Source organism: Paraburkholderia unamae, assembly GCF_003096875.1.
GTDB classification, from domain to species: domain Bacteria; phylum Pseudomonadota; class Gammaproteobacteria; order Burkholderiales; family Burkholderiaceae; genus Paraburkholderia; species Paraburkholderia unamae.
On the sequence record NZ_QEOB01000008.1, the window covers coordinates 384,319 to 399,425 of the forward strand.

A 15,107-nucleotide genomic window follows, 5' to 3' on the forward strand; every position below is an offset into this window, starting at 1 on the left:
GACTGTGGCCTCCGCACGGGAGCATTGAAATGCCGTTTACGAGTCAACGAGTCGCGCGTGAGCGCCTTCATACACGACGTATTCACATCGAGGGATTTCGGCGAGCGGACGGACTCTGGGATATCGAAGGCCATCTGCTCGACACGAAAGATCAGGATTTGCATTTGTTCCCGGAAGTGCGGCGGGCCGGTGATGCCGTTCACAGTATGCGCCTGCGTTGGACGCTTGACTCCACGCTGACGATCGTTTCGGCGGAAGTCGTGATGGATGCCGTTCCCTATGCAGGAGTGTGCAACGCCATTCAGGCTCGCTATCAGAAGCTTGCTGGATTGCGGGTAGGGGCGGGATTTCGGCGCGCGGTGAGCGAGCGCTTCAAGGCGCATAGGGGTTGCAGCCATATTACCGAACTCGTTGGCGCCATGGCTGCGGGGTCGATCCAGACCCTTGCGCCATATCTCAACAAGCGACCCGATGCTCGGCCCGTTCAGATCGGCGGTTGCCATGCCTGGCGCGAGAGCGGTACCTTGGTGGAAACGATCTATCCGCAGTGGTACGTGAGCGAAAGCAGCAACGAAGTTGCAGACCAACTCAGCGATTGACGGTCTTCTGAGCGTCTGGGAGCAAGGTAGATTCGTAGTGGTATGAATGATGATGCCGGATCGCTTGCCAGGGTTTGTTGGACGGGTTTCGAAATCAGAACGTGACGATAGCAATGAGCATAAGTGGATCGCTTCTCAGCGAATACGGCCCTCGCGAGTCGACGGAGTACGACGTGGTGATCGTGGGCGGTGGCCCGGCCGGGCTTTCCGCCGCGATCCGCCTGAAACAGCTGGCCGCGGAGAAAGGCGCCGAAATTGGCGTGTGCGTGCTGGAAAAAGGCTCGGAAATCGGGGCGCATATCCTTTCGGGCGCGGTCATGGATCCGCGCGCCTTGAATGAGTTGATTCCCGACTGGAAGGAACAGGGCGCGCCGCTGAATGTGCCCGTGACCGAAGACAAGTTCCTTTTCCTCACGGAAACGGGCGCGAAGGGCGTGCCGAACTGGGCGCTCCCCGATAACTTCAAGAATCACGGCAACTACGTCATCAGCCTCGCGAACGTTACGCGCTGGCTGGGCCAGCAGGCCGAAGCGCTGGGCGTGGAAATTTTCCCTGGCTTCCCGGCCGCCGAAATTCTCTACAACGAAGACGGCTCGGTAAGAGGCGTCGCCACCGGCAACATGGGCGTGGGCAAGGACGGCGAGCCGACCGAGAACTTCCAGCTCGGCATGGAGTTGCACGCGAAGTACACGCTGTTCTGCGAAGGCTGCCGCGGGCATCTGGGCCGTCAGCTCAACGAGAAGTTCAAGCTCGGCCGAGACTCGGACCCGCAGGTCTACGGCATCGGCATCAAGGAACTGTGGGAGATCGATCCCTCCAAGCACAAGCCTGGTCTCGTGATCCACACGGCCGGCTGGCCGCTCGAATCGGATACCTACGGCGGCTCGTTCCTGTATCACATCGACAACAACCAGGTGATGGTGGGTTTTGTCGTCGGTCTCGCGTACCAGAATCCGTATCTCTCGCCGTTCGAGGAATTCCAGCGCTACAAGACGCACCCGGAAATCCGCAAGTACCTGGAAGGCGGCAAGCGCGTCTCGTATGGCGCGCGTGCGATCACGGCGGGCGGCCTGATGTCGCTGCCGAAGCTCGTGTTCCCGGGCGGCGCGCTCGTGGGCGACGACGCAGGCTTCCTGAACGCCTCGCGCATCAAGGGCAGCCACGCGGCGATCAAGACCGGCATGCTGGCCGCCGACGCCGCATTCGAAGCCGTTCAGGCCGGCCGCCAGAGCGACGAACTCACGCAGTACCCCGAAGGTTTCAAGCAGTCGTGGCTCTACACGGAGCTCTACAAGGCCCGCAACTTCAAGCAGTGGATGAGCAAGGGCCTGTACCTCGGCACCTTTATGGTCGGCATCGAGCAGAAGCTGCTGGGCGGCAACGTGCCGTGGACGCTGCACCACCAGCATCGCGACCACGAGATGCTGAAACCGGCCTCGCAGTGCAAGCCGATCGAGTATCCGAAACCTGACGGCAAGCTCACGTTCGACCGGCTTTCCTCCGTGTTCATCTCCAACACGAACCACGAGGAAAACCAGCCCGCGCACCTGACGCTCAAGGACATGACAGTGCCGGTCGGCATCAACCTCGCGACCTACGCGGGCCCCGAGGCGCGCTTCTGTCCTGCGGGCGTCTACGAGTTCGTGAAGGACGAACAGGACGATCACCGCCTCCAGATCAACGCGCAGAACTGCGTGCACTGCAAGACCTGCGACATCAAGGACCCGACGCAGAACATCGTGTGGGTCACGCCGGAGGGCGGCGGCGGCCCGAACTATCCGAACATGTAAGTCGCGCCCCCTCCGAACCGCCCACCCACCGCTTCCGGGTGGTTGCAGCCGGCTCGTTCTGCCTTAAGTTCGTGGTTATGGCCAGCGAACACATCGTCGGCTGGCAGGCACAACGAATCGGAGACAGGGCATGGGTGTATTGAGCGGTTTTCGCGTACTGGAGTTCGAGGCAATCGGCCCGGCTCCCTTTGGCACGATGCTGTTGGCGGACATGGGGGCGGACATTATCCGCATCAACCGGCCCGTCGCCCCCGAGGATCTCGGGCCAAAGCGCGAAGGCGCGCATGTGGACGTGACGGGGCGCGGCCGCCGCTCGATCACGCTCGACCTCAAGCGCCCCGAAGCGGCACAGGTCGCGCTCGACCTGATCGCCGAGGCCGACGTGCTGATCGAGGGCTTTCGTCCCGGCGCGATGGAGCGTCTTGGCCTCGGGCCCGAAGCGGCGCTCGCGCGTAATCCGAAGCTCGTCTACGGCCGCATGACGGGCTGGGGCCAATCCGGGCCGCTCGCGCAGCGCGCCGGGCACGATCTCAACTACATCGCGTTGTCGGGCGTGCTGTCCGGCATCGGCCGCGCGGGCGAGGCGCCGGTGCCGCCGCTGAACCTCGTAGGCGACTATGGCGGCGGCGGCATGCTGCTCGCGCTCGGTGTGGTGGCCGCGTTGTGCAACGTGCAGCGCGGCGGCGGCGGACAGGTGGTGGACGCGGCAATGGTCGAGGGCGCGGCCCAGCTCGGCTCGATCGTCTGGGGCTTGATTGCTTCGGGCAACTGGCGCGAAACGCGCGAAAGCAATCTGCTCGACGGCGGCACGCCCTGGTACGACAGCTATCTCACGAAAGACGGCCATTACATGGCGGTCGGTGCGGTGGAAGCGCGCTTCTACGCGCAGTTGCTCGACAAGCTCGGGCTCGCCAACGCCGACCTGCCGAAGCAGCACGACCGCAAGGGCTGGCCCGTGTTGCGACAGCATTTCGAGGTGGCGTTCCGCTCGCGTACGCGCGACGAATGGTGCGCCGCGTTCGAAGGCAGCGACGCGTGTGTCGCGCCGGTGCTGGGTTTTTCCGAAGCGCCCGCGCACCCGCACAACGTCGCGCGCGGCAGTTTCGTCGAGGCGCATGGCGTCGTGCAGCCGGCGCCCGCGCCCCGTTTTTCGGCCACGCCCTCGGCCATCGGCCACAAGGCGCCCGCGCGCGGCGAGCATGGCCTCGCCGCGTTGCTCGACTGGGGGTTCGACGAAGCCAGCGTCGCGCGCATGTGCGAGCGCGGGCTGGGTTACCAGGTGTAAATGCCGCCGCGCGTTGCGGGCGGCGGCAGCGAATGCAGCGAATGCAGCAATAGGGAGGAAGACATGAAGGTGTTGGTAGCAGTCAAGCGTGTGGTGGACGCCAACGTGAAAGTGCGCGTCAAGGCCGACGGCTCGGGCGTCGATCTCGCGAACGTCAAGATGAGCATCAATCCGTTCGACGAGATTGCCGTGGAAGAGGCCGTGCGCCTGAAAGAGCAGGGCGTGGCAAGCGAGGTGGTGGTGGTCTCGTGCGGCCCCGCGGCCTGCCAGGAGACGCTGCGCACGGCCATGGCGATCGGCGCGGATCGTGGCGTGCTGGTGGAGACCGACGCCGCGCTCGAGCCGCTCGCGGTGGCGAAGCTGCTCAAGGCGCTGATCGACAAGGAAGCGCCGCAGCTCGTCATTCTCGGCAAGCAGGCCATCGACGACGACTGCAACCAGACGGGCCAGATGCTGGCCGCGCTCGCCGCGCGTCCGCAGGCGACGTTCGCGAGCCAGGTGGAGATCGTTGACGGCAAGGCGCGCGTCACGCGCGAGATCGACGGCGGCCTCGAGACCGTGCAGCTCGCGCTGCCGGCCATCGTCACGACCGACCTGCGCCTGAACGAGCCGCGCTACGCCACGCTGCCCAACATCATGAAGGCGAAAAAGAAGCCGCTCGATACGACCACGCCCGCGCAACTGGGCGTCGACGTCACGCCGCGCCTCGCCACGTTGCGCACCGTGGAGCCCGCGGGTCGTGCCGCCGGCGTGAAGGTGCCCGACGTCGCCACGCTGGTCGCGAAGCTGAAGAACGAAGCGAAAGTTATCTGAGGGGATGCAAATGACTGCTGGTAATCCTGGCAATGCCGCTAAAGCGGTGCTGGTCGTGGCCGAGCACGATCATGTTTCGATCAAGTCGGCCACGCTCAACACCGTGACGGCCGCGCTCCAGTGCGGCGATCAGGTGCACGTGCTGGTGGCGGGCCACAACGCGGCGGGCGCGGCGCAGGCGGCGGCCCGCATCGCCGGCGTCGCGAAGGTGCTGCACGCCGACGGCCCGGCCCTGGCCGATGCGCTGGCCGAAAATCTCGCGGCCCAGGTGCTGAGCGTTGCGTCGAGCTACGGACACATCCTCTTCGCGGCCACGAGCGTGGGCAAGAACGTCGCGCCTCGGGTGGCGGCGCTGCTCGACGTGGCGCAGATCTCGGAGATCACGCGCGTGGTGAGCGCCGACACGTTCGAGCGCCCGATCTACGCGGGCAACGCCATTCAAACCGTGCAGAGCGCCGAAGCGGTGAAGGTGCTCACGGTGCGCATGACCGGCTTCGACGCCGCTGCGGCGCAAGACGGCGCGGCGCAGGTGGAGAGCGTTGGCGCGGTGGCGGACAGCGGCCTGAGCGCGTTCGTCGAACGTGTCGTGACGAAGAACGAGCGGCCCGAGCTTGCGGACGCGCGCATCGTCGTGAGCGGCGGCCGTGCGCTCGGCAGCAGCGACAAGTTCAATGCCGTGCTCACGCCGCTCGCCGACAAGCTTGGCGCCGCGCTCGGCGCAAGCCGCGCGGCGGTGGATGCGGGCTTCGCGCCGAACGACTGGCAAGTGGGTCAAACGGGCAAGATCGTCGCGCCCCAGGTGTATTTCGCGTGCGGCATTTCGGGCGCGATCCAGCACCTCGCGGGCATGAAGGACTCGAAGGTCATCGTGGCCATCAATAAGGATGCCGAAGCGCCCATTTTCAGCGTGGCCGATTTCGGACTCGAAGCGGATCTGTTCGAAGCGGTGCCGGCGCTCGTCGCGGAGCTTTGAACGTTCGCGCCACGCTGGCGTTGATATCCGGTGCGTGCCGTCGATGCGGCTTGTGGCAGGGAAGGCGTATTTCGCCTTCCCTGTTTTTTTTTACCGCCGCGCGGGTCAAGCCAGCGAGTACCAGAACACGCCGTCCTCGCGCAGTTCACGTTGGACCTCGCCGCGATCGATGAGGTAATTCAGGCATGCCAGGCTCTCGCCGGTGGCGAGGCTCATCTGCCCGAGGTCGTCCTCGCCGATGCGCCGCGCGAACAGCGCGCCGAACACGTCCACGGCCCGGCGCGGTTGCGCAAGCGTCGCGCGCAGGCGATCGAAGCTCTTGTCCTGACCCCGGCGCAGCCGTTCGATGCGCGCGTGCAAACCGTAGAAGCAATCGTTGTGCGCGGGGAGCACGAGCACGTCGTCGGGCACTTCGTTTTGCAATTTATCGAGCGATGCGTACCACTGCGCCATCGGATTGGCGTCGGGTTCGATCGGATAGACTGAAACGTTCGACGAGATGCGGGGCAGCACCTGGTCGCCGGAAATGAATAGCTTCAGCGCCGGGCAGTAGAGGCAGGCATGCTCCGGCGAATGCCCCATGCCGACGATCACGCGCCAGTCATGCGCGCCGATGCGCACGACGTCGCCGTCCTGCATGCGCCGGAAGCTGTCGGGCAACGGGTGGATATGCTGACCGAAGCGGCCGAAGCGCGCGCGATACACATCGATGGCCGATTCGCTCCAGCCCGCGCGGCGATAGAAGTCGAGCGCGTCGGCTGGGGCTTCGCGCCCTGTGTCCGAAGCGGCCACGCGGCAGTTGAAGTACTCCGTGCGTGTCATCCAGAGGCGGCAGCCGAATGCGCGCGTGAGCCAACCGGCCATGCCCACGTGGTCCGGATGCATGTGCGTGACGAACACACGCGTCACGCGCGGCACCGCTCTGGCTTCGCCTGTTTGCGCGCACAGCGAGCGCCACACGGCCGTGGCCGCATCTGTGCGCGTGCCCGTATCGATGACGGCGCAACCATCGGCTTCGTCGACCAGCCACACGTTGATGTGATCGAGCTCGTAGGGCAGCGGCATGCGCAGCCAGCGCACGCCCGGCGCGACTTCGAGAGTGGTGCCGGGGGCGGGCGGTTCGGCAAAGGGGTAGCGCAGCGCCACGCGCGCGCTGTTTTCGGTGTCGTCGGTGCGTTCGGTCATGCCTCGGGATCCGTCATGAAATCGTGGGCGCAGAGCGTCGCGCGTCCGATGCAGCATAGCGCGAGTACAGGGTGCCCCGCGACGTTCGTTAGGAGGAGATCGGCGCGCGACGAGCCAAACAAAAACCCCACGCTTGCGATCAAGCGTGGGGTTTCGCGTAGTCCCTTCTTGCAGCATGCCGGTGCGCACGCTATGGCACGGCATCTGGCAAGGGATTATTCGTCCTTGGCCGGGCGTCCCGTCTTGACGGTTTCGAGCGCCGCGATGGCCGCGACCAGACGCTTTTCCGACGAGGCTTCGAGCAATTGCAGACCCGCGCGCAAAAGCTCGCTCTTCTTCACCGAGACACCGGCTTCAAGGCACTTTTGCTTGAGGCTGGCGATACGGTCGTAGTCGGCCTTGGGCATTGTGAAGCTGTCGCGCACGACCTTGTCCTTCTTGGCGCGCTTGTCCTTGCCCTTCGCAGCGGCTTCGCGCGCGGGCTTCTTTGCGGCTTCCTCAGCGGGCGCGGCGACGCTCGCTTTCGTGTCTGCCTTGGTATCTGCCTTTGCGTTTGTCTTCGCGTTCGTCTTTGCGCTGGTTTTCGATTTTGCGCGGCTCGATTTGCCGGCGGTGGCAGCCTTGGCGGCCTTCACCGGCTTCTCCGATCCGGCCGACTTGGCCGGACGCTTGTTTGCAGGCTTCGCTTCATCAGGCGATGTCGGAAAGTAAAACGCTTTGCTGGTCGGCTTGCGCGCCGTGACTTCGCTCATGATCATCTCGTGAAATTAAAACGGTATAAACAGTATATACGGTTTATGTGAGGTCCCGGCTTCCATCCTGAATATGTTTGCTTACGTTTTTTGCCGCTTGTTGCGACCTGTTGCCCTTTGTTGCCGGATCGCGACGCGCAATGGCGTAGCATCGGCGCTCAATGCCGATATTTATTGCACCGCAACAAAATGATGCCTACACTGAAGAGGTCTGCCGGGTGCCTCGAAGCTTGGAAAAGGAGGGCGTGACATGACGAATCGATCTCCCGCATTGCAAGCAGTTCTGAAGCTACACGTCTTTGAACAGGAAGGGGGCTGGCACTGGGGCATCACGATCCCCAGGTCGGCCGGCAGTGGCTTCAAGGTCATCGCGTACAGCGAAACGACATTCGACGGCGAACACGCGGCGCGCAGCGACGGCAGCCGCGTGCTCGAAAGCCTGCCCGACGATGCGGCGCTCGCCTTCGCGCCCTGAAAATGACGGTGCGGCGTGCGTGCAACGCACGCGCCGCTCAGGAGGCGGCCTTGCGGCACATGCAATAGATGAACTTCTGCGTGGCGCCGGCCGGCGTGTGATGTTCTTCGCGTTCCTGTTTCAGCAGCGTAAATGGCGCGCCGAATTCGGCATGCAGCGCGTCGGCGTTGTAGCGCATCACGGGCAGCCCACTGCAATGGTCGGGGCCGTCCTCGGCGAAGGTCGCCACGATCACGATGCCGCCGGGCTTGACCGCCCGCAGTACCGCTCTCACATACGCTTCGCGGTCTTCCTGGCTCGTCAGGAAGTGAAACACGGCGCGGTCGTGCCAGACATCGTAGGCGTTCACGGGTAGCTCGACTTGCGTGATGTCACCCGCGATCCACGAAACACGGCTTGCGCTTTCGCCCAGCCGGGCCCTCGCCGCCGCCAGTGCGGCATCCGATAGATCCAGCACCGTGATGTCGCGGTAGCACTGCGCAACGAGATCGTCAACGAGCGTGGACGCGCCGCCGCCAACATCGATGATCCCCGCCTCCTTCGGTACGCCCGACTCCTGGATGAGCGCCATGGACTGCCGTGCGTGCTCCTGAAACCAGCTTACGCTGGCAGGCGTCTTCGTCGTGTAGACGCGATTCCAGTGATCGCGGGATTGCATAAGGCCTCCTGCCTCTGACTCGGTGACCGGATCGCCCGCTCACTCGCAAAGCTCGATATCCGGCAGCGTCTGCGAACTCGTCTCCTTGATGAGCGAGAGGAATTCGACGACATAAGGAGCGGTGCTGCGCGCAGGCAACGTCGCTGAGGCCGGTGGGCGTAATCGGCCTGCCCGTCACGTATTGTCGCTGAAGATAGGTGTGAACGGCCCAGCGCGGCAGGACCGCAATCCCGCGGCACGGCGCGGCGGGCTGGCCGTGTCGCGAATGTTGCGGAAAAGCCGTACTCCTGAACCTTCGTCTCACGCGTTTTGCAGACCTCTTGTTTCAATGTTAAATCACGATATTATGATAATAATAGTTATCTAAACCATGTGATGGAAGGTCGCGTTTTCGCTGTCACTCCATCCCACGACAATCGAGAGCCACAAAGGAGCGAGAAGGGCGGCATACCCCGTGCGGACCGAGAGAAAACCCTGGATCACACAAGGGCTCAAGGCCGCCCGAACCTACACGCATAGGCCCTTTCACCACGGCTGCGCGGGTCCAGGCGTTGCGAAGTCGTTTCCGCCGTATCGATTTCTCTTATCGGCGGCGAGCAGAGCAGTTGAGCGAGCGCGCCCTCGCCGTTGTCCGGTTGCGGGCCGCCGAGCCTTGCCCAGCATGATGCTGCGCTGCAAATTGCGGGCATTGCAGGCGGCTTGCGCGCGCTTTCTGCCGGACTGCTCGCCACCCGCCTGACGTTAACCCGATGTGGTTTTCGCATTCCCGCCTTTCTATCGTCACGACAATTCTGCTTGTGCAGCGATAACAGGGGAGGCGACTATGGACGGCAACGCAAGCGTACGCAACAGCGGGTACGGTCAAGATGCAGGCACGCAAGCCGGCGGTAAGCCAGGCTTGCACGCAATCCTGCGTGCCGGCATTGCGGGCGGACTAACGGGCGCGGTGATCATCTGGATCTACGAGGCGCTCATCTGGGTCGGCGCGCAGCACTTGATGCCGCTTGCGGGCATCCCGCGCAACGCGACCGGGCTCGTGTTCGGCAAGGCCGTGCAAGACGGGCTCGGCATCTGGGCGTACTTTCTCGGCACCGCCATCCATTTCGTGTTCGCCATCGCGTGGGGCGTGCTGTTCGCCGCGATCTGGCCGTATTTCCGCCGACGCGGTTACGAGGCCACGTTCATTGCGCTGTTCTACGCGATCCTCGCGTGGATCGTCATGCACGTGGCGATCATGATCGCCTCCACTAACCATCCGAACTACTACGACCCGGTCGTCATCATTGGCGGCTTCATGTCGCACTTCTGTTTCACCGTGCCGCTCGCGCTCGTCGTCAAGCGCCTGCTGGCGACCGACCGCGCACGCTGACACCAGGCCCGCGCCGATTTACCGGCAAACCAGGCAGTCAAGAAATCCAGAGATCAATACCAGGGGAACATCGCGATGGCAATAAATAAAGGATTCCTTAGATTATCGGCAATCTGCGCCGCCACGCTCGTCAGTGCGCCGGCCATGGCGCAGTCGTCGGTGACGCTCTACGGCGTGCTGGACGTGTTCGCCGGCTACCAGAACACGAAAATCGACGGCAAGACCACTTCACTCGCCGTGCTCGGCAACAACGGCGAAATGACGAGCCGCTGGGGCTTGCGCGGCACGGAAGATATTGGCGGCGGATACCGCGTGAACTTCGCGCTGGAGAACGGTTTCGACCCTGGCACGGGCAAGGTGCAGAACAGCTATCGCTTCTTCGACCGCCAGGCGTGGGTGGGCGTGAGCGGCGGGTTTGGCGAGGTGCGCTTCGGCCGCCAGAACACACCGATGTTCGCCTGGAGCGGCAATATGGACGCGTTCAGCGCCGCAACCTACGCCTCGGGCTACAACAATTTCGCGAACTGGCTCGCGCGTGTCGATAACGACATTGCGTGGCTCTCGCCCAAGTTCTATGGAACGCAGGTCGAGTTGCATTACTCGGTGGGTGGGCAGCCCGGCACGCTCGCGGGCAATGCCGTCTATCAGGCAGGCGTGCAGACGACCCAGGGGCCGGTATATCTCGCATTCGCGTATCTGAACGCGGCGAACGCGACCGCTTCGAACCGCGTGCAGGAATTCATGGCGGGCGGCAATCTCGACTACGGCTGGGGCCGCATTTACATCGGCTATTTCCGCGCCAACGAGGTCATTTCAGCGTCGACGGGCAACGCGCTCAGCAATCCCGCGGGTAAATACGACCCGGCGGTGGGGCCGGTGGGCAATGCCGCGGGAGACTGGCATAGCACCTATTCGTTCTCGGCCGATTACCGCTTCACCCCGTTTTTCAGCGTGGGCGCCGGTGCCGCCTATATCAAGGACAGTTCGTCGCTCGGCAACGACGCCCTGCAATACGGGGCGATCGTGAACTACGACCTCTCGAAAGGCACACGCCTTTACGGCACGATTTCGGAGTTGAAGAACTATGGCACCGCGCAGTTCAAGATGGCGGGCGCGAGCATTACGACGGGTTCGTTCCTGACACCCGGACCCGGCCAAAGCCAGTTCGGCGTGCAGGTCGGCATCCGGCATCTGTTCTGATCGCGGCTACCCACGCGGCGCATCGAGCATCTGCCGGTGCGCCGACTCGCGGAATTCGCCCGGCGTGCAGCCCGTTTGCTTGCGGAAATAGCGGCTGAAATATGCACTGTCCTCAAAACCCATCTGATGGGCGATCTGTTTCACGCTGAGCGACGAATAGACGAGGTCGCGCTGCGCCTCGCGAATCAGATGCTCGTTGACGACCGCCGTGGGCGAATAACCGAGCGCCTCGCGTCAGGTGCGCGCGAGTTGCGCCGATGTCACCCCCAGCCGTCCAGCATAGAATTCGACCGGCTGATGCTCAGCGATAGTGCGCCGCCACGCGTTCGCGAAGGCGGCTCAGCAGGGCGTCGCGACGGCTGCCGCTCGCGGACGCGGGCGCTGCCGCGAGATCGCTCAGATGCGCGACATGCACGAGCAGCGCCACCATCAACGCCATGCCCGCAGCGGCACGCCCGCGCGCGCCGCCGCGAAACTCCCGTTCGAGCAACGCGAAGATCGGCATCAGCATGTTCACGCTCGCGATCGGGCCGCGCACGGGAATGACGGCGGCGCGCTGCACGACGGTAATCACGAGGCCGTCCACATCCAATGTGAATTCGAACGCATGCGCCGTTTGCGCCGGCAACAGCACGAGGCAGGGCGGGGCGAACGCGTGCAGCTCGCTCTCGATCACCACATGACCGCCGCCCCCTCGGATGTACAAAATCTGCAATAGCGTGTCGTGCCGGTGCGCGGCGATGCGCCAGTCGTTCGGGCGGCTGCGCTCGGGGATCCACTCGAAATTGAATGCGTCCAGCCAGGGCAGTCGCGCCGGGTTACGTGAGCACCGAACTGGTCAAGCGGCTCGCCAGCAACGGGCAGATGAACCGCACTGCGATCGAGCGGCGCACGCCGCTCGATCGCGGTCCCCGAAGAGATTGCGCAGGCCATCGCGTTTCTGGCCTCGGATGCGGCGAGCTACATCACGGGCACGCCGCTCGACGTCGATGGTGGATGGAGCCGCGTACGGCAGCGTCTAGCCTTTGAAGAGGCACGCGACATAGGCGCGCAGCGCAGCGCGATCGACGGGGCATACGTACTACGATGATCAAGGCGAGGGCGATGACGTCACTCCGATCAAGGGGCGGAACGCGCGCCATCTCTCGCCGCCACACCCCTTATCCGCGCGCCGGACCATTTCCGGCCTTTTCGCATGATTTCCGCATCTTTCCGCTCACTGCTGGAGGGAACATGAAAGCACTGGTCTACAACGGTCCGGGCAAATGCGCGCTCGAAACACGGCCGATACCCGAACTGCAAGGTCCCGGCGACGCCATCGTCAAGATGACGAAGACGACGATCTGCGGAACCGATCTGCATATCCTCAAGGGCGACGTGCCGACCTGCGAGCCGGGCCGCATTCTCGGCCACGAGGGCGTGGGCGTCGTGCACGAAACCGGCACCGGCGTGACCGATCTGAAAGTGGGCGATCATGTGCTCGTGTCGTGCATTTCGAGCTGCGGACAATGCGAATATTGCCGCCGCGCCATGTACTCGCACTGCAAGACCGGCGGCTGGATCCTCGGCAACCGCATCGACGGCACCCAGGCCGAATATGTTCGCATTCCCCATGCGCAAACGAGCCTGTACCGCATTTCCGACGGCCTCGACGAAGCGGCGCTCGTGATGCTTTCGGACATTCTGCCCACGGGCTTCGAATGTGGCGTGCTTAACGGGAAAGTCGAGCCCGGCAGCATGGTGGCCATTGTGGGCTCGGGACCGATCGGGCTGGCCGCGCTGCTTACCGCGCAGTTTTATTCGCCCGCGCAGATCATCATGATCGACATGGATGCCAACCGCCTGGAATGCGCGAAGCGCTTCGGCGCCACGGCGTGCGTCGATCCGCGCGCGGGTGACGCCGTCGAGGCGGTCATGAAGCTCACGGACGGCGTGGGCGTGGATTGCGCCATGGAGGCCGTCGGCGTGCCGGCGACGTTCGAACTGTGCCAGCAGATCGTGGCGCCGGGCGGCGTGATTGCAAACATCGGCGTGCATGGCGTGCCGGCGTCGATCTTTCTCGACAAGCTGTGGGACCGCAACGTGTCGATCACGACGCGGCTCGTCGATACGGTCAGCACGCCCATGTTGCTCAAAACGGTGCGCGCCGGACGCATCGATCCGAACCGGCTGATCACGCACCGGTTCGCATTCGATGAGATGGACAAGGCGTATGAGACGTTTTCGCACGCTGCCAGCACGCAGGCGCTAAAGGTCATTGTGGAGATGTGAGGCGGGGTTTGATAGATGTTTAAAAACGTCTCAAAATGTCCCCGCTAAGTTCAAACGTCGTGCTGCCAGCTAAATAGAAATGTCGGGGTGATGCGGTTTTGCCTTGTCTCTGTTTATGGGTTCGGGGTGGGGCGGCGAAGCCGCCCCACGTCCCCTCATGGCCTGTTCGCTGAGTTCGAGAATCGCGTGATTCAGGTCCGCAACCTCGATTGCACGCTGCTTCTTTAGCCCCACCAGCGCCTTCTTCGCCCGAACCTCTTCACCACAATGCGTGCGTGACGGAGAACCGGAGGCGCGGCGATCGTCACGCATGGCCTGCACGCTGCGCGCCACTTCCAGCACGCTCGCGAGCCGCTTGTTCTCCACCTCGGCGCCTTGATCAATCCGCGTGATGCGGTCGTATTGCCGGTACGGCAGCGGCACGCCATTGGCCTGTACCTCGATCTCGCCGTCGGGATACTCCACGATCTCGACATACTCGTGCACGAGGGCTCGGTTCTGTACCGTATCGTCCAGCAGGTACATCACCCGGTCGTACTGCACCGTGAGTGACTTCGTTACGCGCCGCGGCACCCGCCAGGCCAGTATCTGCCGCAGATCCTCATCGGCGCGCACCGGCCGGTGTGCGTTGTGATCGCTCCTGGGTGGCTTGCCGAAGCGCCGGTTGAAGTCAGCGATAAAGGAGGGCGCATAAGCATTGGCCGCCTCGCACGTGCTGATGCCGCGCAGCCGCAACTCCTTCACGAGCCGGTCCTGCAAAGTCAGGTTGGCACGCTCCACGCGGCCTTTGGCCTGACTCGTGTTCGCACAGAAAGCCTCAACATTCAGCTCGTACAGGGCCCGCCCGAACTGCGTGACGCCTTTGCCCGCCGTCTGCGAGCGTTGCTTCACGTAGAAGACGCTGGCCTTGTCGCTGTAGAACGCCACCGGTTTGCCGTGCACGGCCAGATACTTCGACAGCGCTCCGAAGTAGCTGAAGGTCGATTCGGTCTGCGTGAAGTGCAGCGTCATCAGCCGCCCGGTCGCATCATCGATGAACACCAGCAGCGTGCAGGCCGGTGCGCGCTCCTCGAACCAGCGGTGGTCGCTGCCATCGATCTGGATCAGCTCGCCCAGGCATGCACGGCGGTTACGCGGCTGATGCACCCGCGGCGGACGCTCCCGGCGCGGTATCCACAGGCCTGCGGCCCGCATCAGCGTGCGCACGGTCTCGACGGCCAGATCGATGCCATGGCATTCGGCGAGCTTCTCGCACGCCAGCGTGGGCCCAAAATCAGCGTAGCGCTCGCGGATCAATGCCAGTGCCCGCTGCGCCTTGCCCGCGGGCAACTGATGGTTGCCCGGGCGGCCACGCTTGCCCGACACCAGACCGGCGACGCCGGCGGCCCGGTAACGCAACACCAGCCGCTCAACCTGGCGCACGCTCAGGCCCAGCCGTTCAGCTGCCTGACCGGGTCTGAGCCGCGCCTCGGTCACAGCCTGGATGACCTTGAACCGGTCAACTTCGCGCATCGTCATCGTGATCGTCCCAGTCGCGTTCATCGCCGGTGCTTCCATGTGGATGTCCGGCGCTCAACCTACACAGAACACGACATTTCTATTTAGCGGAAACCCGACATTTCTATTTGGGACCTACAGCCATTGTCATGGCCAGATAGAGATGTCTGGTCTCCGGCTCAATAGAAATGTCCGGTTTTAGTGAGGTTTGCTTCTGTCTTTCCCGGGTTTGATCTCCAT

13 protein-coding genes and 2 pseudogenes are annotated in these 15,107 nt (G+C 63.7%); 10 read left to right on the forward strand and 5 right to left on the reverse strand.

The annotated features are described in order from the left end of the window. Nucleotides 1–29: 29 nt before the first annotated feature. The 5 genes from C7402_RS19160 to C7402_RS19180 all read left to right on the forward strand — a co-directional run bounded on the left by C7402_RS19160 (nucleotide 30) and on the right by C7402_RS19180 (nucleotide 5,460). Nucleotides 30–599, forward strand: a complete 570-nt coding sequence (locus C7402_RS19160; RefSeq protein WP_116611677.1) for a DUF2889 domain-containing protein — start codon at nucleotides 30–32, stop codon at nucleotides 597–599. A 113-nt stretch (nucleotides 600–712) separates the two neighbouring features. Further along, the gene (locus tag C7402_RS19165; RefSeq protein WP_116611678.1) at nucleotides 713–2,389 is read left to right on the forward strand and encodes an electron transfer flavoprotein-ubiquinone oxidoreductase; all 1,677 of its coding nucleotides are present in this window, start codon (nucleotides 713–715) and stop codon (nucleotides 2,387–2,389) included. A 130-nt stretch (nucleotides 2,390–2,519) separates the two neighbouring features. Beyond that, the gene (locus tag C7402_RS19170; protein ID WP_112172683.1) at nucleotides 2,520–3,674 is read left to right on the forward strand and encodes a CaiB/BaiF CoA transferase family protein; all 1,155 of its coding nucleotides are present in this window, start codon (nucleotides 2,520–2,522) and stop codon (nucleotides 3,672–3,674) included. Between the two features lie 63 nt (nucleotides 3,675–3,737). Continuing rightward, nucleotides 3,738–4,487 (forward strand): electron transfer flavoprotein subunit beta/FixA family protein, encoded by a 750-nt coding sequence (locus tag C7402_RS19175; RefSeq protein WP_112172921.1) that lies wholly within the window; start codon nucleotides 3,738–3,740, stop codon nucleotides 4,485–4,487. A 10-nt stretch (nucleotides 4,488–4,497) separates the two neighbouring features. Next, complete coding sequence (locus C7402_RS19180; RefSeq protein WP_116611709.1) at nucleotides 4,498–5,460, forward strand: electron transfer flavoprotein subunit alpha/FixB family protein; 963 nt, start codon at nucleotides 4,498–4,500, stop codon at nucleotides 5,458–5,460. Between the two features lie 105 nt (nucleotides 5,461–5,565). Here C7402_RS19180 and C7402_RS19185 read toward each other — a convergent pair whose 3' ends face one another. Together C7402_RS19185 and C7402_RS19190 are read right to left on the reverse strand one after the other, a co-directional pair. Further along, nucleotides 5,566–6,645, reverse strand: coding sequence for an MBL fold metallo-hydrolase (locus tag C7402_RS19185; protein WP_116611679.1), 1,080 nt, complete (start codon nucleotides 6,643–6,645; stop codon nucleotides 5,566–5,568). A 215-nt stretch (nucleotides 6,646–6,860) separates the two neighbouring features. After that, the gene (locus C7402_RS19190) at nucleotides 6,861–7,397 is read right to left on the reverse strand and encodes a hypothetical protein (RefSeq protein ID WP_116611710.1); all 537 of its coding nucleotides are present in this window, start codon (nucleotides 7,395–7,397) and stop codon (nucleotides 6,861–6,863) included. Between the two features lie 250 nt (nucleotides 7,398–7,647). Between C7402_RS19190 and C7402_RS19195 the strand changes: the two genes are divergently transcribed. Beyond that, nucleotides 7,648–7,872, forward strand: a complete 225-nt coding sequence (locus tag C7402_RS19195) for a hypothetical protein (protein WP_112172685.1) — start codon at nucleotides 7,648–7,650, stop codon at nucleotides 7,870–7,872. Between the two features lie 37 nt (nucleotides 7,873–7,909). On the opposite strand, the gene C7402_RS19200 is transcribed toward C7402_RS19195, so the two are convergent. Then, nucleotides 7,910–8,530, reverse strand: a complete 621-nt coding sequence (locus C7402_RS19200; RefSeq protein WP_116611680.1) for a class I SAM-dependent methyltransferase — start codon at nucleotides 8,528–8,530, stop codon at nucleotides 7,910–7,912. Between the two features lie 823 nt (nucleotides 8,531–9,353). Between C7402_RS19200 and C7402_RS19210 the strand changes: the two genes are divergently transcribed. Then, a complete protein-coding gene (locus tag C7402_RS19210; RefSeq protein ID WP_112172687.1) occupies nucleotides 9,354–9,899 on the forward strand; it encodes a hypothetical protein in 546 nt (181 codons plus the stop codon). Nucleotides 9,900–9,974: 75 nt separating this feature from the next. Further along, nucleotides 9,975–11,099, forward strand: a complete 1,125-nt coding sequence (locus C7402_RS19215) for a porin (protein WP_116611681.1) — start codon at nucleotides 9,975–9,977, stop codon at nucleotides 11,097–11,099. 6 nt (nucleotides 11,100–11,105) lie between these two features. Here the strand turns inward: C7402_RS19215 and C7402_RS19220 are convergent. Next, nucleotides 11,106–11,907: pseudogene (locus tag C7402_RS19220) on the reverse strand (helix-turn-helix domain-containing protein). Between C7402_RS19220 and C7402_RS19225 the strand changes: the two are divergent. Together C7402_RS19225 and C7402_RS19230 are read left to right on the forward strand one after the other, a co-directional pair. Next, nucleotides 11,904–12,189: pseudogene (locus tag C7402_RS19225) on the forward strand (SDR family oxidoreductase); the annotation flags it as partial. The pseudogenes C7402_RS19220 and C7402_RS19225 overlap by 4 nt on opposite strands. Nucleotides 12,190–12,332: 143 nt before the next feature. Then, complete coding sequence (locus C7402_RS19230; RefSeq protein ID WP_116611682.1) at nucleotides 12,333–13,370, forward strand: zinc-dependent alcohol dehydrogenase family protein; 1,038 nt, start codon at nucleotides 12,333–12,335, stop codon at nucleotides 13,368–13,370. 69 nt (nucleotides 13,371–13,439) lie between these two features. On the opposite strand, the gene C7402_RS19235 is transcribed toward C7402_RS19230, so the two are convergent. Beyond that, complete coding sequence (locus tag C7402_RS19235) at nucleotides 13,440–14,912, reverse strand: ISNCY family transposase (RefSeq protein WP_116611683.1); 1,473 nt, start codon at nucleotides 14,910–14,912, stop codon at nucleotides 13,440–13,442. Nucleotides 14,913–15,107 lie beyond the last annotated feature (195 nt).